Below are 24,725 nucleotides of genomic sequence, written 5' to 3'. Positions count from 1 at the left end.
CACCTTTTGATCAAGGCGATCGGCGCAACCCCTTAATGGCAGGGGAAAATTGATGAAACCGGAGGCAGGAAGGAGAACGGCGGCAGGAAGCAGCCGGGCAGCGCCCGGCAGGCAGGGTTATTTGACCGGCAGGGTAATGTCTTTGAACATCGCCTCGATCTCTTCATTCGAGCGCAGCGAGACGGCGCTGTCCACCACGTCACGCGTCAGGTGCGGGGCGAAACGGTGGATGAAGTCATACATGTAACTGCGCAGGAAGGTGCTGCGGCGGAAACCGATTTTGGTGGTGCTGTAGGTGAAGATGTCCCGCGCATCCACCGTGACCAGGTCAGGGTCCTGCACCGGGTCAATCGCCATGCTGGCGATCACCCCGACCCCCAGCCCCAGCCGCACGTAGGTTTTGATCACGTCGGCATCGGTGGCAGTAAACACGATGCGCGGCGTCAGCCCGGCGCGGTTAAAGGCGGTATCCAGCTCCGAGCGGCCGGTAAAGCCAAAGGTGTAAGTGACGATCGGGTAGGTCGCCAGCTCTTCAATGGTGACATGCGCCTTCCCTGCCAGCGGGTGGTCAGGCTGCACCACCACCGCACGGTTCCAGTGGTAACACGGCAGCATCACCAGATCGTCATAGAGGTGCAGCGCCTCAGTGGCGATGGCGAAATCAGCGGTGCCTTTGGAGACCGCCTCGGCGATCTGGGTCGGGGAGCCCTGATGCATATGCAGCGACACGCGCGGGTAGCGCTCAATAAAGCCTTTAATCACCTGCGGCAGGGCGTAACGCGCCTGGGTGTGGGTGGTCGCGACATAGAGCGAGCCTTTGTCCGGGTAGGTGTGCTCGCCGGCCACCGCTTTGATGGCGTCGACTTTGGAGAGCACCTCCCGCGCGATGCGGATGATCTCCTGCCCCGCCGGGGTGACTTGCGTAAGGTGTTTGCCGCTGCGCGCGAAGATCTGAATGCCCAGCTCATCCTCCAGCATCCGCACCTGCTTGCTGATACCCGGTTGTGAGGTGTAAAGCCCTTCTGCCGTCGAGGAGACGTTAAGGTTGTGATTGACAACTTCCACAATGTAACGAAGCTGCTGCAATTTCATATCTTTACCGTCCTAGGTTAAGCACTGCCCCGCAGGCAGCCAGACAAAAGGTGACAGGCGCATCGCCGCCCGGTGCCTCGCCGGAAGCACGGCACCGGGGCGAAAGAAGATCGGTCAGCTAATGACAATTAAACATAAAAAAAGATTTTATATAACGATTATACCAACCGGAACGGGGCTGTATAGCGCTTCGCCATGCCTGCTATTCATTTAAGCTAATCAATGCGGTTAAAATCATACGCATGCATGATGATAAATCCACCTGCTATAAAAAAACCAGCGTTTATACGCTGGTTTTTTAAGACGTGCTCAGGCGATCACTTTCTCAGAGACGCTTATTTTTTGCTTTCAACCCATTTGCCGTCGACAAAGAACGCTGACCAGCCGGTGGCCTTGCCCTCTTTCTCGGAGGAGACATACTGCTGCTTGGTTTTGCGGCTGTAACGTACCAGGGTTTTATTGCCTTCCGGGTCGGTGACCGGCGCGTCGGCCAGGTAGCGCAGCTTCTCCGGCAGGCGGTCACGGAAGCGGGCCAGCTCTTCGACCAGCGGCGCACGGGTCTCGCGCGATTTCGGGAAGGTGTTGGCCGCCAGGAAGACCCCGGCCGCGCCGTCACGCAGCACAAAATAGGCGTCCGACTTCTCACACGGCAGCTCCGGCAGCGGTACCGGGTCTTCCTTCGGTGGCGCGACTTCGCCGTTACGCAGGATCTTACGGGTGTTTTTACACTCGTCGTTGGTACAGCCCATGTACTTGCCGAAACGCCCCATTTTCAGGTGCATCTCTGAGCCGCACTTCTCGCACTCCACCACCGGGCCGTCGTAGCCTTTCAGGCGGAATTCGCCCTGCTCAATCTCATACCCTTCACAGGCCGGGTTATTCCCGCAGACGTGCAGCTTGCGCTGGTTATCAATCAGGTAACTGTCCATCGCCGTGCCGCATTTCGGGCAGCGGCGGCGGGCGCGCAGCGCGTTGGTTTCGGCGTCTTCGCCTTCCAGCACGTTGAGCACTTCGTTTTCCGGCACCAGGTTAATGGTGGTTTTGCAGCGCTCTTTCGGCGACAGCGCATAGCCGGAGCAGCCGAGGAACACGCCGGTGCTGGCGGTACGGATGCCCATCTTGCGGCCGCAGGTCGGGCAGTCGATGCTGGTCAGCACCATCTGGTTCGGGCGCATGCCGCCCTCTTCCGGGTCCTGCTCCGCTTTGCCCAGCTGGTCGCTGAAGTCGCTGAAGAAGCCGTCCAGCACCGCTTTCCACTCAGCCTGGTTGTTCGCCACCTGGTCGAGGTCATTTTCCATGCGCGCCGTGAAGTCATAGTTCATCAGGTCACGGAAGTTCTCTTCCAGGCGGTCGGTGACAATCTCACCCATCTTCTCGGCGTAGAAACGGCGGTTTTCCACCCGCACGTAACCGCGGTCCTGGATGGTGGAGATGATCGACGCATAGGTCGACGGGCGGCCGATGCCGCGTTTTTCCAGCTCTTTCACCAGCGAGGCTTCGCTGAAGCGCGCCGGCGGCTTGGTGAAGTGCTGGCTCGGCAGCAGCTGCTGCAACGTCAGTTCGGTGCCGATCGCCACGTTCGGCAGCGTGCGGTCTTCGTCATTTTTGCGCAGGGCCGGCATCACGCGCGTCCAGCCGTCAAAGCGCAGGATGCGCCCTTTGGCGCGCAGCTGATAGTCTGCCGCCTGCACCGTCAGGGTGGTGGAGTCATACTTGGCCGGCGTCATCTGGCAGGCCACGAACTGCCGCCAGATCAGCTGGTAGAGTTTCTGGGCGTCCGCTTCCATGTCTTTCAGCTGCTCAGCCACTACCTGCACGTCCGACGGACGGATCGCTTCGTGCGCTTCCTGGGAGTTCTCTTTGCTGCTGTAGGTATTCGGCTCTTTCGGCAGGTACTTATCGCCGAATTCCGTGCCGATGTAGCCACGCACCATGGTCAGGGCGTCCTGGCTCAGGTTGGTGGAGTCGGTACGCATATAGGTGATGTGGCCCGCTTCATACAGGCGCTGCGCCATCATCATGGTTTTTTTCACGCCGAAGCCGAGGCGGGTACTGGCCGCCTGTTGCAGCGTGGAGGTGATGAACGGCGCGCCCGGGCGGCTGCTGGTCGGCTTGTCTTCACGGTCGAGCACCGTGTAACGCGCTTTCTCCAGCAGGGCCACGGCGGCGTGGGTCTGCTCGCGGTTGACCGGCTTGAACGGCTTGTCATGGTGGTGGGTCACCTCCATGTTCAGCACGGCCTCATCCTGGGTGTTCAGCTGCGCATGCAGCTCCCAGTACTCTTCCGGCACAAATGCCTTGATTTCGCGCTCGCGCTCCACCACCAGCCGCACCGCCACGGACTGCACCCGGCCTGCCGAGAGGCCGCGGGCGATCTTTTTCCACAGCAGCGGGGAGACCATGTAGCCCACCACGCGGTCCATGAAACGGCGCGCCTGCTGGGCGTTGACCCGGTCGATATTCAGCTCGCCCGGCTGGTTAAACGCCTGTTTGATGGCATTTTTGGTGATTTCGTTAAACACCACGCGGCTGAAGCGGCTGTCGTCGCCGCCGATCACTTCCCGCAGGTGCCAGGCAATGGCTTCCCCTTCGCGGTCAAGGTCGGTCGCGAGGTAGATGTGGTCGGCATTTTCCGCCAGGGATTTCAGCTCCGCCACCACCTTCTCTTTGCCCGGCAGGATTTCATACTGCGCCTGCCAGCCGTGGTAAGGGTCAACCCCCATCCGGTTTACCAGCGCCGCTTTCTCATCCTTTTTGACTTTTTTCTTTGGTTTTTCTTCGGAAGATTCGGCGCTTTTTTTACTGGCTGACCCGCTGGTGGGTAAATCGCGGATATGACCGACGCTGGACTTCACCACGTAGTCATTGCCTAAATATTTATTAATCGTTTTGGCTTTTGCCGGGGACTCAACTATTACGAGAGCTTTTCCCATATTTATCTTTACCTAAATTAATTCTTCCGAAAAAGAAATTTTTATCTCGTTATGCCGCAGCAGTATGACTCTCTTTTTTATATTGCGGCAGTGAAGCAGGAGATCAAGGCATTTTTCATCATCCGGTTCCTGATTGCTCATCACTGACACAATTCAGCCCGCTCCGCCCGCGGGGAACGCCCCGGTACCTGCCGACTGCAACTGCTTTTCCCTGTGCCTGACCGCCGGCCGGCACCCAGAAAAGTCTGAAGCGTAAAGTAAATCTTCCACTTACCCGGCGAAACGCCACACTCTACCTGATAAATAACGCCACGCAACCTAATTAGCATGGATCCGCTGTTTTCGCCAATGGTCTCTTTTGCCGCAATGCCCTTAGGGGATTTGCGGGTTTTCCTTTGGCGCACTACACTGGCGGCGGATAATCAGTTGCGGAGTCATCAGGATGAACAAAAATAGAACGGCGATCGACAAAAACGCGTTACTGGATCTCGCCAATAATATTATCAAAACACATGAAGATTATTTGCACGGCATGGTTGCCACCGATGTGCGGCAAAATGGCGACGTGCTGGTTTTCAGCGGGGAGTTTTTCCTTGATCAGCAAGGGTTGCCGACGGCGAAAAGTACCGCGGTATTTAATATGTTTAAACACCTGGCGCATCAGCTATCAGATAAATATTATCTGGAAAATTAACCATTCGGTTAAAAGGGGCTGACGCCCCTTTTTCTTGTTAATAACCGCCGGTTTTATTTATAGCAGCGGCTTCTGGCCGCGCTGCCACCAGCGCAACAGCAGGCGGTCGGCACTTTCGGCCGCGCTGTGGGTGAAGCGGTCCATCATGCGCTTGCGGCGGGTGTAACGGACGCTGACCACCTCATGGTTTTCCATCTCGGCGATCAGCAGATCGTCACTGGTGCCGATGGCGTCAATCAGCCCTTTTTCACGCGCCTGAAGCCCGAACCAGTGCTCGCCGGTGGCGACGCTGTCGATGTCCAGTGACGGGCGCTGCTGCTTGACGAACGCCTTGAACAGCTGATGGGTTTCGTTGAGATCCTCACGGAACTTCTCGCGCCCCTGCTCGCTGTTTTCACCAAACAGCGTCAGGGTGCGCTTGAACTCCCCGGCGGTGTGCAGCTCGACGTCAATGTCGTTTTTCTTCAGCAGCCGGTTGAAGTTAGGGATCTGGGCGACCACGCCGATAGAACCGATGATGGCGAACGGCGCAGCGATGATGCGGTCCGCCACGCAGGCCATCATGTAGCCGCCGCTGGCGGCCACTTTGTCCACGGCCACCGTCAGCCGGATGCCCGCCTGGCGCAGGCGGGTCAGCTGCGAGGCGGCCAGCCCGTAACCGTGCACCACCCCGCCCGGGCTTTCGAGGCGCAGCAGCACCTCATCCTGCGGCGTGGCCACCGCCAGCACCGCCGTGATCTCCTCGCGCAGCGACGCCACTTCGTGGGCATCGATGCTGCCGCGGAAATCCAGCACATAGAGGCAGGGTTTGCTGCCGGTGACGCCTTGTTTCGCGTTGTGTTTCGCCTGCTTCGCCTCGGCCTTGCGCTCTTTTTTCAGCGCCCTGGCGCGGGCTTTACGCGCCGGCTCATCCATCCGCGCATCGCGCATCGCCTGCTGCATATCCCGGTACTGCTCCGAGAGGTCAGTGAGTTGCAGTTCGCCGGGGCGCTGCGTTTTGCGCGCCCGCAGGCTGAAGATCAGCACCACCAGTGCGCCGATTGCCACCACCAGGGTGACGACTTTGGCCAGAAACAGCCCATACAGAGAGAGAAATAACGCCACGGATGCCCGCCTTTTTCCTGTCAGTCAACGTCCAGGTGAGTAGTGTAAACATTTCCGGCCGCAGCGTCTCGCGGTACGCTACCCGGCCGGGGCTGAGAGTGTGGCACGGTGTCCCCTGTACCGCCACGCATGTTCCTGTTTTGTTACAAAGAATAGGATGAAAGCGCGGTTATTCGTTGAAATGTCGATCCATTTAAGGCATATAACGTGCAATATCCTGAAAACACCCACGATTCGCGCCAGGGTTGCGTTGACGGTTGAGCCTGCTCCCGCCGTGCCCCTGGTCTCTGTGACCGGCCCGCGCCGCCGGCACCCAAGCCACCGCGAGAGGACACCCCCGTGCACTATCATCCAAAGTATGACCTGCTTAAAAACCGCCTGATTCTGGTCACCGGTGCCGGCGACGGCATCGGCCGTGAAGCCGCCCTCACCTACGCCCGTTTCGGCGCGCAGGTCATCCTGCTGGGCCGTACCGAAAGCAAGCTGCTGGCCGTTCAGCAGCAGATCGCCCAGGCCGGGCTGAAAGCGGCGCAGGTGGTCACCTTTGACCTGCTCACCGCCACCCCGGAGGATTGCCGCGCCGTGGCTGACACCCTGGCGCAGCAGCTGCCGCGCCTTGACGGCGTGCTGCACAATGCCGGGCTGCTGGGTGACATCGTGCCGATGGCGCAGCAGGACATCACCCAGTGGCACCAGGTGATGCAGGTCAACGTCAATGCCACCTTTATGCTGACCCAGGCGCTGTTGCCGCTGCTGCTGAAATCCTCCGGCGGATCGCTGGTCTTCACCACGTCCAGCGTCGGCCGTGAGGGGCGCGCGGGCTGGGGCGCGTATTCCGTCTCCAAGTTCGCCACCGAAGGCATGATGCAGGTGCTGGCCGAGGAGTATAAACACTCCACCCTGCGGGTGAACTGCATCAACCCCGGCGGCACCCGCACCGCGATGCGCGCCTCAGCCTTCCCGCAGGAAGACGCCAACAAGCTGAAAACCCCGGCGGACATTATGCCGCTCTACCTTTACCTGATGGGTGATGACAGCCGCCGCAAAACCGGCATCAGTTTCGATGCCCAACCGGGCCGCAAGCCCGGCCCGGCGGAGTGACGGCGATGAGCGACCGCCACCAGCAGCGCCAGCAAAAACTCAAAGAACAGGTGGATGCCCGCATCAGTGCCGCCCGCGAGGCGCGCGGCCTGCTGATGGTGTTTACCGGCAACGGCAAAGGCAAAACCACCGCCGCGTTCGGCACCGTGACCCGCGCCGTGGGGCATGGGCTGCGCGCCGGCGTGATTCAGTTCATCAAGGGGGAGTGGCCGAACGGCGAGCGCAATTTACTGGAGCCGCACGGCGTGGAGTTTCAGGTGATGGCCACCGGCTTTACCTGGGAGACGCAGAACCGCGACACCGACACCGCGGCCTGCCAGGCAGTGTGGCAGCACGGCAAGCGGATGCTGGCCGATGACGCGCTCGACCTGGTACTGCTCGATGAGCTGACCTACATGGTGAGTTACGGCTACCTGGATCTGGCAGAGCTGATGGCCGCGCTGGACGCCCGCCCGGCGCACCAGACGGTGATTATCACCGGGCGCGGCTGCCACCGTGAGCTGCTGGAACGGGCCGATACGGTGAGCGAGATGCGCCCGGTGAAACATGCCTTTGACGCCGGGATCATGGCGCAGAAAGGCATTGACTGGTAGCCGGCTGCGGCGGGCCGTTAAAGCTGAATATTACACTCCGCCAGCGTTGCCATCTCATTGTGCATGGCGCAGGCGGCGTCAACCAGCGTAAAGGCCAGTGCGGCCCCGCTGCCCTCACCGAGGCGCATGGCCAGATCGAGGTAAGGTTGCAGTTGCAGGTGGGCCAGCGCGATCTGGCTGCCGCGTTCCGCCGAGGTGTGGGACGGGATCAGGTAGTCGCGCGCCGCCGGGGCGATCAGGCAGGCCGCCAGCGCGGAAGCGTAGGAGAGGTAGCCGTCCAGCACCACCGGGATCCCGGCCGCTGCCGCGCCGAGGATCGCCCCGCTCATCGCCGCCAGGTCAAAGCCGCCGACCGCAGCCAGCACGCCGAGGCCGTCCTGCGCGTCCGGCGCGTTGGTCGCCAGGGCGCGGCGCACCACCGCCACTTTATGCGCCAGCTGTTCCGGCGGCAGGTTCGCGCCGAACCCGACCACCTCTTCCGGCGGCTGGCCGGTAATGGCGCAGATCACCGCCGCGGCCGGGGTGGTATTGCCCATGCCCAGCTCCCCCACGCCGAGCAGATCCAGCCCGTTGGCGGCCTGCTCCGCCACCCAGCGGGCGCTCCACAGGATAATCTGCTCCGCCTGCGCCCGCGACATCGCCGGGCCGCGGGCGATGTTGCCGCTGCCCTGCCCCTGATGGCCATTCACCGCCCCGGCCACCGGGCCGCCGATGATGCCGGTATCCACCAGCGTCACGCGGGCCCCGGCGGTTTTCGCCATCGCGTTGACCCCCGCGACGCCGCGCAGGATATTGTTCGCCTGAATCGCCGTGACAACCTGCGGTGACGGGGTGACCCCCTCCTCCCAGACGCCGTGATCGGCGGCCATGACCACAATCTCTTTCTGCGGCAACGCCAGGGCGCGTTCACTGCCGCGGATGCCGGCCAGCTGCACCGCCAGGCTCTCCAGGCGGCCCATGCTGCCGGGCGGCTTCACCAGCGAATCCAGCCGTTGCTGGGCGCGGGCCATGGCCGCGCTGTCCAGCGGGGCGATGGCGTCAGGGATGTCGTTGACCGATTTCATGTTTTACTCTCCATGTGATGCAGCGGCAGCCATGCCGCTGCCGTAAAAGCCTGAGGGGAAAAAGGGCCGGGCGCACGCCGCCCGGCGAGGGGGCCGCCCCGTCACCGCGGGTGCCGGGGGGAGATCAGTGCCACATCAGCGCCAGCAGGAACACCAGCTCAAACAGCTCGTTGCCTGCCCCCAGCGTGTCGCCGGTCTGGCCGCCAATCTTCTCCTGCACTGCACTGCGGAACATCAGCGCCGCAAACAGCGTCACCGCCACCGCGATCAGGCTCATGACACCGCACAGCAGCACCACGCCGAGCACGGTGATCAGCAGCGTAATCACAAAGCGGCGCGGGCAGATCTTGCCGATATAGAGGTTGCCCAGCCCCTCTTCCCGCCGCGCATAGTTCTGGCGGAACATCAGTACCAGCATCATGCCGCGGGCCAGCAGCGGGGTGGCAAGCAGCACCGGCAGCATCGCATAGCCGCTGACGCTCATCTGGTAGATCGCCCCGACGCGGATCAGCAACGACAGCACCACCGCCGTGGCACCATAGGTGCCGATGCGGCTGTCACGCATGATCTCCAGCGCCCGCTCCCGGCCCGCGCGGGAGAAGAGCCCGTCACAGCTGTCAGCCAGGCCGTTGAGGTGGAATGCCCCGGTGGCCAGCACATTGGTGGTCACCGCCAGCATCGCCGCCATCAGCGGCCCCAGGGCGCTGGCCGTCAGCATATAGATGATGGTGCAGCACATCCCGACGATGAGCCCGATGACCGGGAACCAGTAAACCCCACGGGGATAGTCTGCCACGCTCATGCGCGCGGAGGCGTTGGCCGGTACCGGCAGGCGGGTTAAAAATTGTAAGGTTGCCAAAAACACTTTCATAGCGAGCATCTGTCCATTGATGTTAATCCTAGCCTTTAATGTTGTACTCATGCCGGAGACCCGCAAAACCGCCTTAGGGTGCGTCCGGGCTACGCAGGCGGGCCGTGACGGTCTCCTTTCTTTACCCAGGCCGGGGAACCCCGCGGCCGGGCACTGCTCACACGCTGTTTATGCGGCAATCCTGTCCGCCGTTGCCGGGAAACGCGCCACCACTCTTTTCTGGTGGCTTATCCGCCCACGCCTGCGTGCGTGGCGGTATGGCAGGCGCACAATGTGCCTGCCGCGGCGCATTTTCCAGAGGCAATGGCGGTTATTAATATCACAGGCCTTACCACGGGTTAATTGTAATTGATTGAAATAAGATTCATTTTTATTTCAGAGCTGAATATCTTACTGAAATAAAATTACTTTTATATAATTTCATCACTGAAAAATCAGAAAATTCAAAAAAAAACCGCAGCCTGAGCTGCGGTTTAGAGAGAGATGATGCCTGAAATAGATTAGCCGCGCTTATTGGTTGCGCTGCGGCGGCCCGGGGCCACCTGGCTGTGGCGTTTCACTGCCCGGCGGATCTGGTTCGCTTTTACCCGGCGGCGGTCTTTTTCCACCGGCATTTTGCTGACGGTTTCCGGGTCCAGCTCCACCAGCTCACGCAGGTAGTTGATCTGCGGCAGATCCAGCTCCGTCCAGCCGCCGCGCGGCAGCCCTTTCGGCAGCGTCAGATCGCCATAGCGCACGCGGATCAGGCGGCTCACCTGCACGCCCACTGCTTCCCACAGGCGGCGGACTTCACGGTTACGGCCCTCGGTGAGGGTCACGTTGTACCACTGGTTCAGCCCTTCACCACCCTGATAAGTGATGGTGCGGAAGGCGGCCGGGCCATCTTCCAGCTGCACGCCGCGGCTGAGCTGTTTGATTTTTTCATCATCCACCTGGCCGAAGACGCGCACCGCATACTCACGCTCCACTTCACGGCTTGGGTGCATCAGCCGGTTTGCCAGCTCACCGTCGGTGGTGAACAGCAGCAGGCCGGAGGTGTTGACGTCAAGACGCCCCACCGCTACCCAGCGCGCGCCGCGCAGCTTCGGCAGGCGGTCGAACACCGTCGGGCGGCCTTCCGGGTCATTACGGGTGCAGAGTTCGCCTTCCGGTTTGTAGTAGGCCAGTACGCGGCATACCGCTTCGGTGGATTCCGTAATCGAGACCACGTGGCCGTCCATACGGATTTTCATGCCGGCGGTGACCTCGACACGGTCGCCGAGGGTCGCCACTTTGCCGTCTACGCTGACGCGGCCGGCCTGGATAATGGCTTCGATTTCGCGGCGGGAACCGTGGCCGGCCCGCGCCAGAACTTTCTGTAATTTCTCGCTCATTGAGCAACCTCTGTTGTCGCCTTCACAGGCGTCAGATAAACCGCAAAAGAGATTTCTGCGGCTCAGGAATGGGGCTTATAAGCAATATTGATATAAATCAATCACTTATAAAAAGTTTAGCCGACTATTATACACAGTTACGCTCGCTTTGTATTCCCTATTATAGCCCGCAGAGGGGAAAGGATCGGGCGGCTCTGCCCCCGCCGCGCCAGTGCCCGCCAGGGGGCGCGTCAGCCAAACAGCCAGCCGAACAACAGCGCCCAGAACAGCAGGCACCCTGCCAGTATCATCAGCATACCCGGCGGCGCAAGCGATGATCGTCAGCTCCTTTTTTCTGTGCACGCATAATTATTCTCATTAATAAATAAGGCTAATCTTATTGTGAACAGTTAAGCGCGGATAATCGTTTGCACCGTTTAATAACGGAAAGGTAATAGCCGGGATTAATCATGACAAATGAATGAATTACAGGAACCCTTAATTCATGTTGCGCCAGGGAATAGTCATTCCACTTAAGTCAAATTAATAAAGAAACTTAAGCCAAATTATCCCTGAACAGAAAAGAAAATAGCGGGGCACGCCAAATATAATAGGGCGTGACAGGAAGGCGTAATGGCAAGAGGTGTGCGCCCGGCAACCGCGGAGGTTGCCGGGCAGCGGCGATCAGCGGAACGGGGCCGGGTCGCCCGCCCCTTCGCGGATCACTTCCGGCGTGGTGTCGGTGAGATCCACGACCGTGGTGGGCTGCTGGCCCAGGGAGCCGCCGTGAATAATCAGATCCACCTGTTTGCCCAGGGTATCTTTGATCTCATCGGGGTCGGACTCGGCAAAATCGTTGCCCGGCAGCATCAGGGTCGTCGACATCAGCGGCTCGTTCAGCGCATCCAGCAGCGCCACGGTGATGGGGTTGGAGGGCACCCGCAGGCCGATGGTTTTGCGCTTCTCACTCATCAACCGGCGCGGCACCTCTTTGGTGGCTTTCAGGATGAAAGTGTAGTTGCCCGGCGTATTGTTTTTAATCAGCCGGAAGGCGGTGTTATCCACGTAGGCATAGGTGGCCAGCTCGCTGAGATCGCGGCAGACCAGCGTAAAGTTGTGGTTGCTGTCCAGCTGGCGGATGCGGCAGATGCGCTCCATCGCCGCCTTCTCCTCCAGCCGGCAGCCAAGCGCGTAACCGGAGTCGGTCGGGTAGACAATCACCCCGCCTTTGCGCAGCACGTCCACCGTCTGGTTAATCAGGCGCAGTTGCGGGTTTTCGGGGTGAATATAGAAAAACTGACTCATCAGGGACCTCTTTTTCGTTGTGATCCCGGCGTCATGCCGGGCATCCGGCGCGTCAGGCAACCGTCCAGTCACGCCAGACCGGCTCTACGCCGCCCGGCAGCCAGAGTTTGCGGCCCAGCTCGATCCATGAACAGGGCTGGTGAAAGTCCGAGCCCTGCGAGGCCAGCAACCGGAACTGTTGCGCATACTGCGCCAGTTGTGTGCGTTCATTGGGGGCCTGCTGGCACTGGGCCACTTCCATCGCGTCGCCCCCGTGCTCAGCAAAAAAGGCCAGCAACCGCTTGAGCCATTTTGCTGAGAGATCGTAACGGCCGGGGTGAGCCACCACCGCCTGACCGCCAGATTGATGAATAACATCAATAGCCTGTTCTATTGTACACCACTGGGGCGGAACGTAGCCGGTTTTCCCCTTGGCCAGGTATTTCTTAAACACCTGGGCCACGTTCTCCGCTTTGCCCGCCTCAATCAGGTAACGGGCGAAGTGGCCGCGCGTCACCGCCCCGCCGTCTGCCAGGCGTAATGCGCCCTCCAGTGCGCCGGGGATGTGCGCTTTCTCCAGGCGGCGCGCCATCTCCTCCGCCCGCTGCCGGCGGTAGTCGCGCTGCTGCGCCAGCAGCGCCTGCATCATTGGGTGCTGCGGGTCGATGTTCAACCCGACAATGTGGATCTCGTGGTTCTCCCAGAGGGTGGAGATCTCCACCCCGTTGACCAGGCGCAGCGGCAGTTGTTGCGCCGCGATCGCCTCTGCCGCCGCCGCCAGGCCGTCAACTGAGTCATGGTCTGTGATCGCCAATACCCCGACGCGCATCTCCACGGCGCGTGCCACCAGCGCCGCGGGCGTTAACAGCCCGTCGGAGGCGGTGGTGTGGCTGTGGAGGTCGAACAGGGTAAAGGCGGTGGAAGTGGCTTCAGTCAACATGGTCATCCTGCAAAAACGTGAATCCCCGGTGGGGCAGTGGCGGCACGTTACCCCATTGTGGCAACCGGATGCCAGCCCTATGTCATATTCATCATTTTTATCATTTCACGCTAACCCGCAGAAATGAGGGTTGACTTTCCGCCGGCGAACCCGTTAACTAGTACACAAGTTCACGACAACCTGGTGCTGATGATGAAAACGTTGCTGATTACCCTCTTTGTTCGCTGGTGGCGACCCTCTCTTTGGCGGGCGGTGTAATCACGCGTACGGTCATCAGACCTTGCAGATACCCAAAGGCCCGCCCCGTGCGGGCTTTTTTGTGGATAAAAATAACGACGTGGAAGCAAACATGAACACAACTCAACCTACCCTGGACCTGCTGAGCGTGACCGGTTGCTACCGGGACGACCCCACCGCCATCTTTAACCAGCTGTGCGGCGCACGCCCGGCCACGCTGCTGCTGGAGTCCGCGGAGATCACCAGCAAACAGAACCTGAAAAGCCTGCTGATCGTGGACAGCGCCCTGCGCATCACCGCGCTGGGCCGCACCGTCACCCTTCAGGCGCTGACCGCCAACGGCGCGTCGCTGCTGCCGCTGCTGGATGCGGCGCTGCCGCCGGAAGTCAGCAACCAGGTGCGCCCCAACGGCCGCGAGCTGACGTTCCCGGCCATCGACCCGATGCAGGATGAGGACGCGCGCCTCTGTTCGCTGTCGGTGTTTGACGCGCTGCGTACCCTGCTGACGCTGGTGAACAGCCCGGCGGAGGAGCGTGAGGCGATGTTCCTCGGCGGCCTGTTTGCCTACGACCTGGTGGCCGGGTTTGAGGATCTGCCGGCGCTGCGCGCTGACCAGCACTGCCCGGATTTCTGCTTCTACCTGGCGGAGACGCTGCTGGTGCTCGACCACCAGCACCGCACCAGCCGTTTACAGGCCAGTGTGTTTACGCCGTCCGCGGCGGAGAAACAGCGCCTGCAACAGCGCCTGGAACAGTTACAGCGCCAGTTGCAGCAGCCTGCGCACCCCATCCCGCGCCAGTTGGTGCAGGAGATGGCGCTGAGCTGCAACCAGAGCGACGCGGAGTACGGGGCCGTGGTAAGCGGCCTGCAACAGGCGATCCGCGCCGGGGAGATTTTCCAGGTGGTGCCGTCACGCCGCTTCTCCCTGCCCTGCCCGTCGCCGCTGGCCGCCTACCAGACGCTGAAAGAGAACAACCCCAGCCCCTACATGTTTTTCATGCAGGACAATGATTTCCAGCTGTTCGGCGCGTCGCCGGAGAGCGCCCTGAAATATGATGCCGACAGCCGCCAGATTGAGATCTACCCGATTGCCGGCACCCGCCCGCGCGGCCGCCATGCCGACGGCTCGCTGGACCGCGATCTCGACAGCCGGATTGAGCTGGAGATGCGCACTGACCATAAAGAGCTGGCCGAGCACCTGATGCTGGTGGATCTGGCGCGCAACGATCTGGCGCGCATCTGCGAGCCGGGCAGCCGCTACGTCGCCGACCTCACCAAAGTCGACCGCTACTCCTTTGTGATGCACCTGGTCTCCCGCGTGGTGGGCACCCTGCGCCACGATCTTGATGTGCTGCACGCCTACCAGGCCTGCATGAACATGGGCACGCTGAGCGGCGCGCCGAAAGTCCGCGCCATGCAGCTGATCGCCGCCTCAGAAGGGAGCCGCCGCGGCAGCTACGGCGGTGCGGTGGGCTACCTCACCGCCCACGGCGACCTCGACACCTGCATCGTGATCCGCTCCGCCTATGTCGAAGACGGCATCGCCACCGTACAGGCCGGGGCCGGGGTGGTGCTGGACTCCGTCCCGCAGGCGGAAGCGGACGAAACCCGCAACAAAGCCCGCGCCGTGCTGCGCGCCATTGCTACCGCACATCACGCCCGGGAGGTGTTCTGATGGCTGACATCCTGCTGCTCGATAATATCGACTCCTTTACCTACAACCTGGTGGATCAGCTGCGCACCTTCGGCCACCGGGTAGTGATCTACCGCAACCAGATTCCGGCTGAGACCATCATCAGCAAGCTGAAAGAGATGGAGCAGCCGATCCTGATGCTCTCCCCCGGCCCCGGCACCCCGGCGGAGGCGGGCTGCATGCCCGCCCTGCTGCAACGGCTGCGCGGCCAGTTGCCGGTGATCGGCATCTGCCTCGGCCACCAGGCGATTGTGGAAGCCTACGGCGGCCGGGTCGGCCAGGCGGGCGAGATCCTGCACGGCAAGGCCTCGCTGGTCGAGCATGACGGTACCGGCATGTTCGCCGGGCTGCCGAACCCGCTGCCGGTGGCGCGTTACCACTCGCTGGTGGGCAGCGACCTCCCGGCCGGGCTGGTGGTCAATGCCCGGTTCGGCGGCATGGTGATGGCCGTCCGCCACGACGCTGACCGCGTCTGCGGCTTCCAGTTCCACCCGGAATCAATTCTGACCTCACAGGGCGCGCGTCTGCTGGAGCAGACCCTGGCCTGGGCGCTGGCATAACACAAGGAGAGAGAACCATGACCCTATCACATGAAAGCCACGCCGCGATCCTTGAGCAGCTCTACCGCGCAGAGCCGATGAGCCAGGCGCAGAGCCGTGCCCTGTTCAGCACCATTATCCAGGGCGGGCTGGAGCCGTCCCAGCTGGCGGCAGCGCTGATCAGCATGAAAGTGCGCGGCGAGCGCCCGGAAGAGATCGCCGGGGCGGCGCAGGCGCTGCTGGCCGATGCCCAGCCCTTCCCGCGGCCGGACTACCCGTTTGCCGACATCGTCGGCACCGGCGGCGACGGCAGCAACAGCATTAACATCTCCACCGCCAGCGCCTTTGTGGCCGCGGCGTGCGGGGTGCGGGTCGCCAAACACGGCAACCGCAGCGTGTCGAGCCGCTCCGGTTCTTCCGATCTGCTGGCGGCGTTCGGCATCCGCCTCGATTTACCGGCTGACGAGGCACGTCAGGCGCTGGATGACCTCGGTATCTGTTTCCTGTTTGCGCCGCAGTACCACACCGGGTTCCGCCACGCGATGCCGGTGCGCCAGCAGCTGAAAACCCGCACGCTGTTTAACGTGCTGGGGCCGCTGATCAACCCGGCCCGCCCGCCGCTGGCGCTGATTGGCGTCTACAGCCCGGAGCTGGTACTGCCGATTGCCGAAACCCTGCGCACACTGGGCTACCAGCGCGCCGCAGTGGTACACGGCGGCGGCATGGACGAGGTGGCGATCCACGCGCCGACCCAGGTGGCAGAGCTGAACCACGGGGCCATCACCAGCTACCAGCTCACGCCTGCTGACTTCGGCCTGCGCGGCTACCCGGTGGAGGCGCTGCTGGGCGGTACGCCGGAAGAAAACCGTGACATTCTGGCACGCTTGTTACAAGGTAAAGGCGAGCCTGCCCATGAGGCGGCGGTGGCCGCTAATGTCGCGCTTTTACTGAAGCTTTTCGGGCAAGAAGACCTAAAACAGAATGCGCAACAGGCGCTCGCGGTGATCCGCAGCGGCGACGCTTACCAGCGTGTCAGCGCATTGGCAGCAAGAGGATAAGTGATGCAGGAAACCGTGCTCCACCGGATCGTTCGTGACAAGGCAGTTTGGGTCGCGGCGCGTAAAGAACAGCAGCCGCTGGCCGATTTTGAACACCTGCTTGGCCCCAGCCAGCGCAGCTTTTACCACGCCCTGCAGGGCGCCCGTACCGCCTTTATCCTGGAATGCAAAAAGGCTTCGCCTTCCAAGGGGCTGATCCGGGAAGATTTTGACCCGGCAGCGATTGCGGGGATCTACAGCGCCTACGCCTCCGCCATTTCGGTGCTGACTGACGAGAAATATTTCCAGGGCAGTTTCGATTTCCTGCCGCAGGTGAGTGCCGCCGTGCCGCAGCCGGTGCTGTGCAAAGATTTCATCATCGACCCGTACCAGATCTACCTGGCGCGCCACTATCAGGCCGATGCCGTGCTGCTGATGCTCTCCGTGCTGGAGGATGAGCAGTACCGCCAGCTGGCGGCGGTGGCCCACAGCCTGAACATGGGCGTGCTGACGGAAGTGATCAGCGAAGAGGAGGCTGAACGGGCGCTGCGGCTGGGAGCGAAGGTGGTGGGTATTAACAACCGCGACCTGCGCGACCTGAGCATCGACCTCGACCGCACCCGCCGCCTCGCGCCGCGGCTGCCGGGCGTGACGGTGATCAGCGAGTCAGGCATTAACACCTACGGCCAGATCCGCGAACTGAGCCGCTTCGCCAACGGCTTCCTGATCGGCAGCGCCCTGATGGCGGAGCCGGATCTGGCCGCCGCCGTGCGCCGGGTGATCCTCGGTGAAAACAAAGTCTGCGGCCTGACCCGGCCGCAGGATGCCCAGGCGGCGTACCAGGCCGGGGCGGCGTTCGGCGGGCTGATTTTCGCCGCCCGCTCACCGCGCTGCCTCACGCCGGAACAGGCGCGGCAGGTGATGGCAGGCGCGCCGCTGAAGTATGTCGGCGTGTTCAGTGACCAGCCGGTGGCGGACGTCGCGGAGACTGCCGCGGCCCTCGGCCTGCACGCGGTGCAGCTGCACGGGCAGGAGGATCAGGCCTATATAGACCACCTGCGCGCCGCACTGCCGCCAGCCTGCCGCATCTGGAAAGCGCTGAGCGTGCGTGACCAGATGCCCGCCCGCGACCTGAACCACGTTGACCGCTATGTGCTGGACAACGGCAACGGCGGCAGCGGCCAGCCCTTTGACTGGCGGGTGCTGGCGGGGCAGCCACTGGACAATGTGCTGCTGGCCGGCGGCCTGGGGGCGGACAACTGCGTGCAGGCTGCGCAACTCGGCTGCGCCGGGCTGGACTTTAACTCTGGGGTGGAATCCGCCCCCGGCATCAAGGATGCTGAGAAAATTACCGCCGTATTTCAGACGCTGCGCGCCTACTGAGCCGCGCCGTCAGACCGTTTTCACAGACAGGACAGCGAATAATGACATTACTCAACCCTTACTTTGGTGAATTCGGCGGCATGTATGTGCCGCAGATTCTGATGCCCGCGCTGAAACAGCTGGAAGAGGCGTTCGTCAGCGCCCAGCGCGACCCCGGTTTCCAGGCCGAGTTTTTTGACCTGCTGAAAAATTACGCCGGCCGCCCCACTGCCCTGACGCTGTGCCGCAACCTCACGGCCGGCACCCGCACCAAACTCTACCTGAAGCGCGAGGATCTGCTGCACGGCGGCGCGCACAAAACCAACCAGGTGCTGGGCCAGGCACTGCTGGCGAAACGCATGGGCAAAACCGAAATCATCGCCGAAACCGGTGCCGGGCAGCACGGCGTGGCGTCGGCGCTGGCCTCCGCCCTGCTCGGCCTGAAGTGCCGCATCTATATGGGCGCGAAAGACATTGCCCGCCAGTCGCCGAACGTGTTCCGTATGCGGCTGATGGGCGCAGAGGTGATCCCGGTGCACAGCGGCTCCTCCACCCTGAAAGATGCCTGTAATGAGGCGCTGCGCGACTGGTCCGGCAGCTATGAGACCGCCCACTATATGCTCGGCACCGCCGCCGGGCCGCACCCCTACCCGACCATTGTGCGTGAGTTCCAGCGGATGATCGGCGAAGAGACCAAAGCGCAGGTGCTGGAGAAAGAGGGCCGCCTGCCGGACGCGGTGCTGGCCTGCGTCGGCGGCGGTTCCAACGCCATCGGCATGTTTGCGGACTTCATCGAAGAGGAGTCGGTGGCGCTGATCGGCGTGGAGCCGGGCGGGCTGGGCATTGAGTCCGGCCAGCACGGCGCACCGCTCAAACATGGCCATGTCGGCATCTATTTCGGCATGAAAGCACCGATGATGCAGACCGACGAGGGGCAGATTGAGGAGTCCTACTCTATCTCTGCCGGGCTGGATTTCCCGTCCGTCGGCCCGCAGCACGCCTACCTCAACAGCATCGGCCGCGCTGAGTATGTCTCCATCACCGATGAAGAGGCGCTGGAGGCCTTTAAGGCGCTCTCCCGCAGTGAGGGGATTATCCCGGCGCTGGAGTCCTCCCATGCGCTGGCCCACGCGCTGAAGATGATAAAAGAGAACCCGGAGAAAGAGCAGCTGCTGGTGGTGAACCTCTCCGGCCGCGGCGACAAGGATATTTTCACGGTCCATGACATTCTGAAAACACGGGGAGAGATTTGATGGAACGCTATCAGCACTGTTTTACGGCGCTGGCCGCCCGCCGCGAAGGCGCGTTTGTGCCTTTCGTGACCCTTGGCGACCCGGACCCGGAGCTCTCGCTGGCGATTGTCGACACGCTGGTCGAAGCCGGGGCCGACGCGCTGGAGCTGGGCATCCCCTTCTCCGACCCGCTGGCCGACGGCCCGACCATCCAGAATGCGACCCTGCGCGCCTTTGCCGCCGGCGTCACGCCAACCCGCTGTTTCGAGATGCTGGCGGCAATCCGCGCGAAACACCCGGACATTCCGATTGGCCTGCTGATGTACGCCAACCTGGTATTCCACAAGGGGATTGACGCCTTCTACCAGCGCTGCGCCGAGGTGGGCGTGGATTCGGTGCTGGTGGCGGACGTGCCGGTGGAGGAGTCCGCGCCGTTCCGCGCGGCCGCCCTGCGCCACAATATCGCGCCGATCTTTATCTGCCCGCCGAATGCCGACGAGGCGCTGCTGCGTGAAGTGGCGGCCCAGGGGCGCGGCTACACATACCTGCTCTCCCGCGCCGGGGTGACCGGCACCGAGCAGCGCGCCCAGCTGCCGCTCGGCCACCTGATCGACAAGCTGACAGAATACCAGGCCGCGCCGCCGTTGCAGGGCTTCGGCATCTCGGAGCCGTCGCAGGTGCGTGAAGCGCTCAAGGCCGGGGCCGCCGGGGCGATCTCCGGCTCCGCCATCGTGCGGATTATCGAACAGTACCATGCGGAGCCGGAAGAGATGCTGCGCCGCCTGGCCGCGTTCGTCACGGAGATGAAAGCCGCCACCCGCGCCTGATCCCCCCGCCTTACCGTTTCGTGCGGTAAGGCGTTATTTGTGCTGCTTATTTCCCTGGTGAATTTGTCTAACGCCAATCCATGCACCAAACTGATTGAACCTGCGCCCGTAACGGCTCACCAGCCGTGGCAAAGGACGATACCCCTATTTGGCATGGAGAATGGACATGAAATTAGTCAAAGCCTTATCTGCATTATGTATGGCGCTGATGGTGGCGCTGACCCTGTCAGCCTGTGCACCGACCGCAAAATCGGAAGGCACCGGCGGTTATCTGGATGACACCGTGGTGACCACCAAAGTGAAATCAGCCCTGCTGGCCGATGAAACGCTGAAATCGCGTGAGATTAACGTCGAAACCTTTAAAGGCCGGGTGCAGTTGAGCGGCTTCGTCAGCTCAATGGCGGATGCCAACCGCGCCGTGCAGGTGACGCGCAAAATCACCGGTGTGCGCTCGGTTGAGAATGCGATGCAGATTAAGTAAAAGATCGCCGCACAGAGACAGAAAAGGCGCACCCCGGTGCGCCTTTTTCCTGCCTGCCGGTCAGAAGCGGTAACCGGCCCCGAACATAAAGACCCACGGGTCGAGGCGGGTGTCGATGCTCTGGTGGGCACCCCCGGCGTTGAAGCGCGCCTTGGTTTCAATATTCATCCACCACACCGACATGTTCAGCAGCCAGTGCTCGTTGAGGTTGTAATCCAGCCCCGCCTGCCCGGCGATGCCCCAGGAGTCTTTCAGGCTGAGATCGCTCAGGCCTGCGGCTTTCCCGGTGTCGTTGAATTTTTCATCAAAGAAGGTGGTGTAGTTCACCCCGACGCCCAGATAGGGGCGCAGCGCATCCTGTTTGCTGCCGAAATAGTATTGCGCCATCAGCGTCGGCGGCAGCTGCTTCACTTCGGCAAGGGTGCCGGTGGCTTGCAGGCCGATTTTGTGTTTGAACGGCGTGGCGGCCAACAGCTCTACGCCGATATTGTCCGTGACCAGGTAGCTGAAAGTCAGCCCCAGCTGGGTATTGTTATCCACGTTGAAAGGGCCGAGCCCCAGCACATTGTCTGACCCTTCCGTGGGGCGGACGGTGGCCGTGCCGGCGCGCACGATGAAATCCCCGGCCTGGTGTGCTGATGCCACCGCCGGCAGCGCGGCCGCCACCAGCAAAACCCAAGACGCCTTGTTCATTCCCTTCTCCTTTTGCCTGAATATATTTCCGTCAGAAATGCTTATGGTTTTCGCATTCACATTTTGTATAGGCGCGCATCTTTGCATTGAAAAGACACGGATTCCATCCCGATCAATTTGACTCAATACATTAAAAAGCAATGAATTGATCCAGATCAAAAACAACGGTTTTAACCAGGCTTTTTTTCGCCCCGAAATTTCAGTTGCCAAAAAAAACCGCCGTGAGTAACGTGCTCTTTCCCCGTGTTTTTGGTTCGAAACCGTAAGGAGTCGGTGGGTAATCAAGATGAGCGAATCACATAATCCCTGCATTAGCTGTGGCGCTTGCTGCGCCTATTTCCGCGTCTCGTTTTATTGGGCTGAAGCTGAAGACGGCGGCGGGCCGGTGCCGGTCGATCGCACCGAGCCGGTCACCCCGTTTCTCCGCTGCATGCAAGGCACCAACAGTAAATCCCCGCGCTGCACCGCCCTTGAGGGCGAGATAGGCCGGGCGGTTTCCTGTTCCATCTACCTGAACCGGCCGACCCCGTGCCGGGAGTTTGACCAGTCGGGTGAAAACGGCATCGCCAATGAGGCGTGTGACCGGGCGCGGGCGCGTTACGGCCTGCCGCCGCTGCCGGTGGCGCCGGTGAACCTGTTGCCGGTGTCAATGCCGGATGCGGGGTGCCACACCGGGGCGTAACAGGTTACAATCAGTGCCTTATTATGATTTTGATTGTTGCCAAGGAGTTTCCATGCCCATCACGGCCAGTACGTTGTACCGTGACAGTTTTAACTTTATGCGTAACCAGCTGACCAGCATCCTGTTGCTGGCGCTGCTGACCGCATTTATTACCGTGCTGCTGAACCAGGCCTTTGTCCCGGACGCTGACCAGCTCAATATCCTGGCCAACGCGGAGAGTGACCTGACCTCGACGGCCGGGATGGGTCTGCAGGAGATCATCCAGCAGATGACGCCGGAGCAGCAGATGGTGCTGCTGAAGGTGTCCGCTGCGGCCACTTTCTCCGCGCTGGTGGGCAATGTGCTGCTGGCGGGCGGGATGCTGACGCTGATCCGGCTGGTCTCTGAGCGCCAGCCGACCAGCGCGCTGCGGTCCATCGGGGCGTCTGCCCCGATCCTGCCGCGGATGCTGGTGCTGATGTTCATCTGCACCCTGCTGATCCAGCTCGGCCTGATGCTGTTCGTCCTGCCGGGGGTGCTGATTGCGATTGCCGTGGCGCTGGCCCCGGTGATTACCGCCACTGAGCGCGTCGGCGTGATGGGCGCGCTGCGCCTCAGCGCACGGCTGGCGTACGCCAACATCCGCCTGGTGGTGCCGGCGATGATGCTGTGGCTGGCCGCCAAACTGCTGCTGCTGTTCCTGGTCAGCCACCTCACTGCCCTGACGCCGACCGTCGCCACGGTGGTGCTGACGGCGCTGAGCAATGTGGTCTCCGCCATGCTGCTGATCTACCTGTTCCGCCTCTATATGCTGTTGCGCAAGTAACGGCCGGGCGTTGCAAGGGCACCTGCGGGTGCCCTTTTTTCTGCGCGCCTGCCGGCCAGGGCGCGGCGGGCCGGTGGTACACACACCCCGCTGAATCCGGTATAGTCGGACGATGGGTTTAACTTGGAATCATGTATGAAGCAGTTTCTTGATTTTCTTCCGCTGGTTGTGTTTTTTGTGGTGTACAAGTTGTATGACATCTACGCCGCGTCGGGCGCGCTGATTGCGGCGACCGCGCTGGCGCTGATCTTTACCTGGGTGAAGTACCGCAAAGTCGAGAAGATGACCCTGATCACCTTCGCGATGGTGGCGGTATTCGGCACGCTGACGCTGGTGTTCCATGATGATCTGTTCATCAAATGGAAAGTCACGGTGATCTATGTGCTGTTCGCCCTGGCGCTGCTGGTCAGCCAGTGGATGCTGCGCAACCCGCTGATCCAGCGGATGCTGGGCAAAGAGCTGACGCTGCCGGACGGCGTCTGGAACCGGCTCAACACCGCCTGGGCGTTGTTCTTCCTGCTGTGCGGGCTGGCCAACATCTATGTGGCGTTCTGGCTGCCGCAGAGCGTCTGGGTGAATTTCAAAGTCTTCGGCCTGACCGCACTGACGCTGGTGTTTACCCTGCTGAGCGGCCTCTATATCTACCGCCATATGCCGGATGAGCAAAAAAACCCGCAAGAGCCAAAAAAATAAGTGGCCTGCCCCTGCCGTACCGGCAGGGATATTACTTTCTGACTGTGAAGCAATCCCATGAGTGAAAAACAGAGTTTACCCAACGGCGAGCTGGTGCTGCGTACGCTGGCGATGCCGGCGGACACCAATGCCAACGGCGATATTTTCGGCGGCTGGCTGATGGCGCAGATGGACATGGGCGGTGCCATTCAGGCCAAAGAGATCGCCGAAGGGCGGGTGGTTACGGTGCGGGTGGACGGCATGACCTTCCTGAAGCCGGTCGCGGTGGGGGATGTGGTCTGCTGTTATGCACGCTGCATCCGTACCGGGCGCAGCTCGATGACCATCAATGTGGAAGTCTGGGTGAAAAAGGTGTCGTCTGAGCCGCTGGGCCAGCGCTACCGCGCCACCGAGGCGGTATTCACCTACGTGGCCGTGGATGACCAGGGTAAATCCCGCCGTTTGCCCGCCGGGAAAGACAACTTCCGCGTCGGCAGCGACGACTGACCCGCCCCGCGCGGCAGTAACCAGAAAAAAGCCACGGCAGATGCCGTGGCTTTTTTTATCTACTGAATGCTGCTGCCGCCATTGATTTTAAACACAATGGTCACCACCAGGTCCTTGCCGGCTTTCGCCTCATAACGCCATTTCCGCATCGCCTGTTTGACTTCCCGCTCAAACATGTTGCGCGGCTCCGCCGAGAGGATGCGCACATTGCTGACGCTGCCGTCGCTCTCGACATCAAACTGCACTTTGACGCGCCCTTCCAGCCGCAGGGCAAAGGCGCGCTGCGGGTAGGTCGGCTGCCCGCGCTGCAACGGGCGCGGCCCCTGGGCTGCGGCAGGCTGCGCGGCAGCGGCGGCCGGGGCCGCTTTCGCCGGGGCGGGGGTGTTGGCCGTCTGGCTGAACGGTGAGGCGTCCGGCTTCCGGCGCTCTGCCGGCTTCGCCACCTCTTTGGGCCGCGGCTTCGGTTTCGGCTTCTCGGCCTTTTTCTCCACCGGTTTCGGCTTCGGCTTCTCGATGGTCACCGCTTTGGGCGGCGGTGGCGGCTCCGGCTCAGGTTCCGGCTGCACCTCCGGCTCCGGCGGCGCGGGTTCCGGCTCAGCCGGCGGCGGCGGCTCCACTGCTTTCGGCGGGGCAAAATCCGCCGGGTTGACCATGGTCACGCTGATGGGGGCTTCCTGCCTGGGCGGCAGGGTGATCTCCTGATTAAAGGAGGCGTAAAGTAAACCGCCCACCACGGCACTATGCAATCCAACCGAGAGCACAACCGGGAGCGATATCCTGCGGGCAAATGAGAAGGTTTTTGGCGGCATAATGATTCGTTTTCCTCTGAAGCCGCAAGTTTAAATGCAAATAGCAATCATATTCAATAAGCAGCGGGCAACTCTTGTTAACCGGTCTCCAAAAAAATCGCTAAAACATGCTTTTTCAGCA

22 protein-coding genes, 1 pseudogene and 1 other annotated feature are annotated in these 24,725 nt (G+C 61.7%); of the genes and pseudogenes, 13 read left to right on the top strand and 10 right to left on the bottom strand.

Translation table 11 applies throughout. From position 1 onward, the window contains the following. Positions 1 to 117 precede the first annotated feature (117 nt). Entirely contained in the window at positions 118 to 1,092 is a 975-nt protein-coding gene (gene cysB / locus CYR32_RS14435) for an HTH-type transcriptional regulator CysB (RefSeq protein ID WP_101825622.1), read from the bottom strand. A gap of 335 nt (positions 1,093 to 1,427) precedes the next feature. Beyond that, a complete protein-coding gene (topA, locus tag CYR32_RS14430; protein ID WP_101825621.1) occupies positions 1,428 to 4,025 on the bottom strand; it encodes a type I DNA topoisomerase in 2,598 nt (865 codons plus the stop codon). A 442-nt stretch (positions 4,026 to 4,467) separates the two neighbouring features. Here topA and CYR32_RS14425 point away from each other — a divergent pair, with 442 nt between their 5' ends. Continuing rightward, positions 4,468 to 4,719 (top strand): YciN family protein, encoded by a 252-nt coding sequence (locus tag CYR32_RS14425; protein WP_101825619.1) that lies wholly within the window; start codon positions 4,468 to 4,470, stop codon positions 4,717 to 4,719. 57 nt (positions 4,720 to 4,776) lie between these two features. Here CYR32_RS14425 and sohB read toward each other — a convergent pair whose 3' ends face one another. After that, entirely contained in the window at positions 4,777 to 5,823 is a 1,047-nt protein-coding gene (gene sohB, locus CYR32_RS14420; RefSeq protein ID WP_101825617.1) for a protease SohB, read from the bottom strand. Between the two features lie 339 nt (positions 5,824 to 6,162). Here sohB and CYR32_RS14415 point away from each other — a divergent pair, with 339 nt between their 5' ends. Continuing rightward, positions 6,163 to 6,924 carry a YciK family oxidoreductase gene (locus CYR32_RS14415; RefSeq protein WP_101825615.1) on the top strand — a complete coding sequence of 254 codons (762 nt, stop codon included), beginning with the start codon at positions 6,163 to 6,165 and terminating at the stop codon, positions 6,922 to 6,924. A 5-nt stretch (positions 6,925 to 6,929) separates the two neighbouring features. Then, positions 6,930 to 7,517 (top strand): cob(I)yrinic acid a,c-diamide adenosyltransferase, encoded by a 588-nt coding sequence (gene cobO, locus CYR32_RS14410; protein ID WP_101825613.1) that lies wholly within the window; start codon positions 6,930 to 6,932, stop codon positions 7,515 to 7,517. Positions 7,518 to 7,534: 17 nt separating this feature from the next. On the opposite strand, the gene cobT is transcribed toward cobO, so the two are convergent. From cobT to rnm, 5 genes are all read right to left on the bottom strand, one after another. Continuing rightward, positions 7,535 to 8,581 (bottom strand): nicotinate-nucleotide--dimethylbenzimidazole phosphoribosyltransferase, encoded by a 1,047-nt coding sequence (cobT, locus tag CYR32_RS14405; RefSeq protein WP_101825611.1) that lies wholly within the window; start codon positions 8,579 to 8,581, stop codon positions 7,535 to 7,537. A 124-nt stretch (positions 8,582 to 8,705) separates the two neighbouring features. Next, complete coding sequence (gene cobS, locus CYR32_RS14400; protein ID WP_241523827.1) at positions 8,706 to 9,446, bottom strand: adenosylcobinamide-GDP ribazoletransferase; 741 nt, start codon at positions 9,444 to 9,446, stop codon at positions 8,706 to 8,708. A gap of 506 nt (positions 9,447 to 9,952) precedes the next feature. Continuing rightward, a complete protein-coding gene (rluB, locus tag CYR32_RS14395; protein ID WP_101825607.1) occupies positions 9,953 to 10,825 on the bottom strand; it encodes a 23S rRNA pseudouridine(2605) synthase RluB in 873 nt (290 codons plus the stop codon). Positions 10,826 to 11,488: 663 nt separating this feature from the next. Beyond that, positions 11,489 to 12,109: an L-threonylcarbamoyladenylate synthase gene (locus CYR32_RS14390; RefSeq protein ID WP_101825605.1), complete on the bottom strand. Its 621-nt coding sequence runs from the start codon at positions 12,107 to 12,109 to the stop codon at positions 11,489 to 11,491. Between the two features lie 52 nt (positions 12,110 to 12,161). Next, complete coding sequence (gene rnm, locus CYR32_RS14385; protein WP_146000704.1) at positions 12,162 to 13,028, bottom strand: RNase RNM; 867 nt, start codon at positions 13,026 to 13,028, stop codon at positions 12,162 to 12,164. A gap of 219 nt (positions 13,029 to 13,247) precedes the next feature. Continuing rightward, positions 13,248 to 13,349: a sequence feature (Trp leader region), on the top strand. A 28-nt stretch (positions 13,350 to 13,377) separates the two neighbouring features. Here rnm and CYR32_RS14380 point away from each other — a divergent pair. The 6 genes and pseudogenes from CYR32_RS14380 to CYR32_RS14350 all read left to right on the top strand — a co-directional run bounded on the left by CYR32_RS14380 (position 13,378) and on the right by CYR32_RS14350 (position 20,436). After that, positions 13,378 to 14,940: an anthranilate synthase component 1 gene (locus CYR32_RS14380; RefSeq protein WP_101825678.1), complete on the top strand. Its 1,563-nt coding sequence runs from the start codon at positions 13,378 to 13,380 to the stop codon at positions 14,938 to 14,940. Beyond that, a pseudogene (trpD, locus tag CYR32_RS21890) lies at positions 14,940 to 16,555 on the top strand (bifunctional anthranilate synthase glutamate amidotransferase component TrpG/anthranilate phosphoribosyltransferase TrpD). The gene CYR32_RS14380 and the pseudogene trpD overlap by 1 nt, the downstream one beginning before the upstream one ends. A 3-nt stretch (positions 16,556 to 16,558) precedes the next feature. Next, positions 16,559 to 17,917 carry a bifunctional indole-3-glycerol-phosphate synthase TrpC/phosphoribosylanthranilate isomerase TrpF gene (gene trpCF / locus CYR32_RS14365; protein WP_101825598.1) on the top strand — a complete coding sequence of 453 codons (1,359 nt, stop codon included), beginning with the start codon at positions 16,559 to 16,561 and terminating at the stop codon, positions 17,915 to 17,917. Between the two features lie 38 nt (positions 17,918 to 17,955). Then, complete coding sequence (gene trpB, locus CYR32_RS14360; RefSeq protein WP_165698249.1) at positions 17,956 to 19,149, top strand: tryptophan synthase subunit beta; 1,194 nt, start codon at positions 17,956 to 17,958, stop codon at positions 19,147 to 19,149. Beyond that, a complete protein-coding gene (gene trpA / locus CYR32_RS14355) occupies positions 19,149 to 19,955 on the top strand; it encodes a tryptophan synthase subunit alpha (protein WP_101825594.1) in 807 nt (268 codons plus the stop codon). The genes trpB and trpA overlap by 1 nt, the downstream gene beginning before the upstream one ends. 166 nt (positions 19,956 to 20,121) lie before the next feature. Next, positions 20,122 to 20,436: a BON domain-containing protein gene (locus CYR32_RS14350; RefSeq protein WP_101825592.1), complete on the top strand. Its 315-nt coding sequence runs from the start codon at positions 20,122 to 20,124 to the stop codon at positions 20,434 to 20,436. A gap of 60 nt (positions 20,437 to 20,496) precedes the next feature. Here CYR32_RS14350 and ompW read toward each other — a convergent pair whose 3' ends face one another. Further along, on the bottom strand, positions 20,497 to 21,129 hold the full coding sequence (ompW, locus tag CYR32_RS14345) for an outer membrane protein OmpW (protein WP_101825590.1): 633 nt from the start codon (positions 21,127 to 21,129) through the stop codon (positions 20,497 to 20,499). A gap of 286 nt (positions 21,130 to 21,415) precedes the next feature. Between ompW and CYR32_RS14340 the strand changes: the two genes are divergently transcribed. From CYR32_RS14340 to yciA, 4 genes are all read left to right on the top strand, one after another. Next, the gene (locus tag CYR32_RS14340) at positions 21,416 to 21,811 is read left to right on the top strand and encodes a YkgJ family cysteine cluster protein (RefSeq protein ID WP_101825588.1); all 396 of its coding nucleotides are present in this window, start codon (positions 21,416 to 21,418) and stop codon (positions 21,809 to 21,811) included. A gap of 52 nt (positions 21,812 to 21,863) precedes the next feature. Beyond that, positions 21,864 to 22,616: a YciC family protein gene (locus CYR32_RS14335; protein WP_101825586.1), complete on the top strand. Its 753-nt coding sequence runs from the start codon at positions 21,864 to 21,866 to the stop codon at positions 22,614 to 22,616. Between the two features lie 135 nt (positions 22,617 to 22,751). Next, on the top strand, positions 22,752 to 23,309 hold the full coding sequence (locus CYR32_RS14330; RefSeq protein ID WP_101825584.1) for a septation protein A: 558 nt from the start codon (positions 22,752 to 22,754) through the stop codon (positions 23,307 to 23,309). A 57-nt stretch (positions 23,310 to 23,366) separates the two neighbouring features. Further along, positions 23,367 to 23,795: an acyl-CoA thioester hydrolase YciA gene (gene yciA, locus CYR32_RS14325; protein ID WP_101825583.1), complete on the top strand. Its 429-nt coding sequence runs from the start codon at positions 23,367 to 23,369 to the stop codon at positions 23,793 to 23,795. A 59-nt stretch (positions 23,796 to 23,854) separates the two neighbouring features. On the opposite strand, the gene CYR32_RS14320 is transcribed toward yciA, so the two are convergent. Next, positions 23,855 to 24,604: an energy transducer TonB gene (locus CYR32_RS14320; protein WP_101825581.1), complete on the bottom strand. Its 750-nt coding sequence runs from the start codon at positions 24,602 to 24,604 to the stop codon at positions 23,855 to 23,857. Positions 24,605 to 24,725 lie beyond the last annotated feature (121 nt).

This window comes from Chimaeribacter coloradensis, from assembly GCF_002858715.1.
GTDB lineage: Bacteria > Pseudomonadota > Gammaproteobacteria > Enterobacterales > Enterobacteriaceae > Chimaeribacter > Chimaeribacter coloradensis.
The sequence above is the reverse complement of the archived record's forward strand: the minus strand, read 5'-3'. Positions and strand labels throughout refer to the sequence as shown.

What these genes read in the sequence shown, in the direction of transcription:
- CYR32_RS14335 (WP_101825586.1), top strand. Translation starts at nt 21,864, where the DNA reads ATGCCCATCACGGCCAGTACGTTGTACCGTGACAGTTTTAACTTTATG.
- trpA (WP_101825594.1), top strand. Translation starts at nt 19,149, where the DNA reads ATGGAACGCTATCAGCACTGTTTTACGGCGCTGGCCGCCCGCCGCGAA.
- cobT (WP_101825611.1), bottom strand. Translation starts at nt 8,581, where the DNA reads ATGAAATCGGTCAACGACATCCCTGACGCCATCGCCCCGCTGGACAGC.
- CYR32_RS14390 (WP_101825605.1), bottom strand. Translation starts at nt 12,109, where the DNA reads ATGAGTCAGTTTTTCTATATTCACCCCGAAAACCCGCAACTGCGCCTG.
- CYR32_RS14340 (WP_101825588.1), top strand. Translation starts at nt 21,416, where the DNA reads ATGAGCGAATCACATAATCCCTGCATTAGCTGTGGCGCTTGCTGCGCC.
- topA (WP_101825621.1), bottom strand. Translation starts at nt 4,025, where the DNA reads ATGGGAAAAGCTCTCGTAATAGTTGAGTCCCCGGCAAAAGCCAAAACG.
- cobO (WP_101825613.1), top strand. Translation starts at nt 6,930, where the DNA reads ATGAGCGACCGCCACCAGCAGCGCCAGCAAAAACTCAAAGAACAGGTG.
- CYR32_RS14425 (WP_101825619.1), top strand. Translation starts at nt 4,468, where the DNA reads ATGAACAAAAATAGAACGGCGATCGACAAAAACGCGTTACTGGATCTC.
- trpCF (WP_101825598.1), top strand. Translation starts at nt 16,559, where the DNA reads ATGCAGGAAACCGTGCTCCACCGGATCGTTCGTGACAAGGCAGTTTGG.
- CYR32_RS14380 (WP_101825678.1), top strand. Translation starts at nt 13,378, where the DNA reads ATGAACACAACTCAACCTACCCTGGACCTGCTGAGCGTGACCGGTTGC.
- cysB (WP_101825622.1), bottom strand. Translation starts at nt 1,092, where the DNA reads ATGAAATTGCAGCAGCTTCGTTACATTGTGGAAGTTGTCAATCACAAC.
- CYR32_RS14320 (WP_101825581.1), bottom strand. Translation starts at nt 24,604, where the DNA reads ATGCCGCCAAAAACCTTCTCATTTGCCCGCAGGATATCGCTCCCGGTT.
- CYR32_RS14330 (WP_101825584.1), top strand. Translation starts at nt 22,752, where the DNA reads ATGAAGCAGTTTCTTGATTTTCTTCCGCTGGTTGTGTTTTTTGTGGTG.
- yciA (WP_101825583.1), top strand. Translation starts at nt 23,367, where the DNA reads ATGAGTGAAAAACAGAGTTTACCCAACGGCGAGCTGGTGCTGCGTACG.
- CYR32_RS14350 (WP_101825592.1), top strand. Translation starts at nt 20,122, where the DNA reads ATGAAATTAGTCAAAGCCTTATCTGCATTATGTATGGCGCTGATGGTG.
- rnm (WP_146000704.1), bottom strand. Translation starts at nt 13,028, where the DNA reads ATGTTGACTGAAGCCACTTCCACCGCCTTTACCCTGTTCGACCTCCAC.
- ompW (WP_101825590.1), bottom strand. Translation starts at nt 21,129, where the DNA reads ATGAACAAGGCGTCTTGGGTTTTGCTGGTGGCGGCCGCGCTGCCGGCG.
- rluB (WP_101825607.1), bottom strand. Translation starts at nt 10,825, where the DNA reads ATGAGCGAGAAATTACAGAAAGTTCTGGCGCGGGCCGGCCACGGTTCC.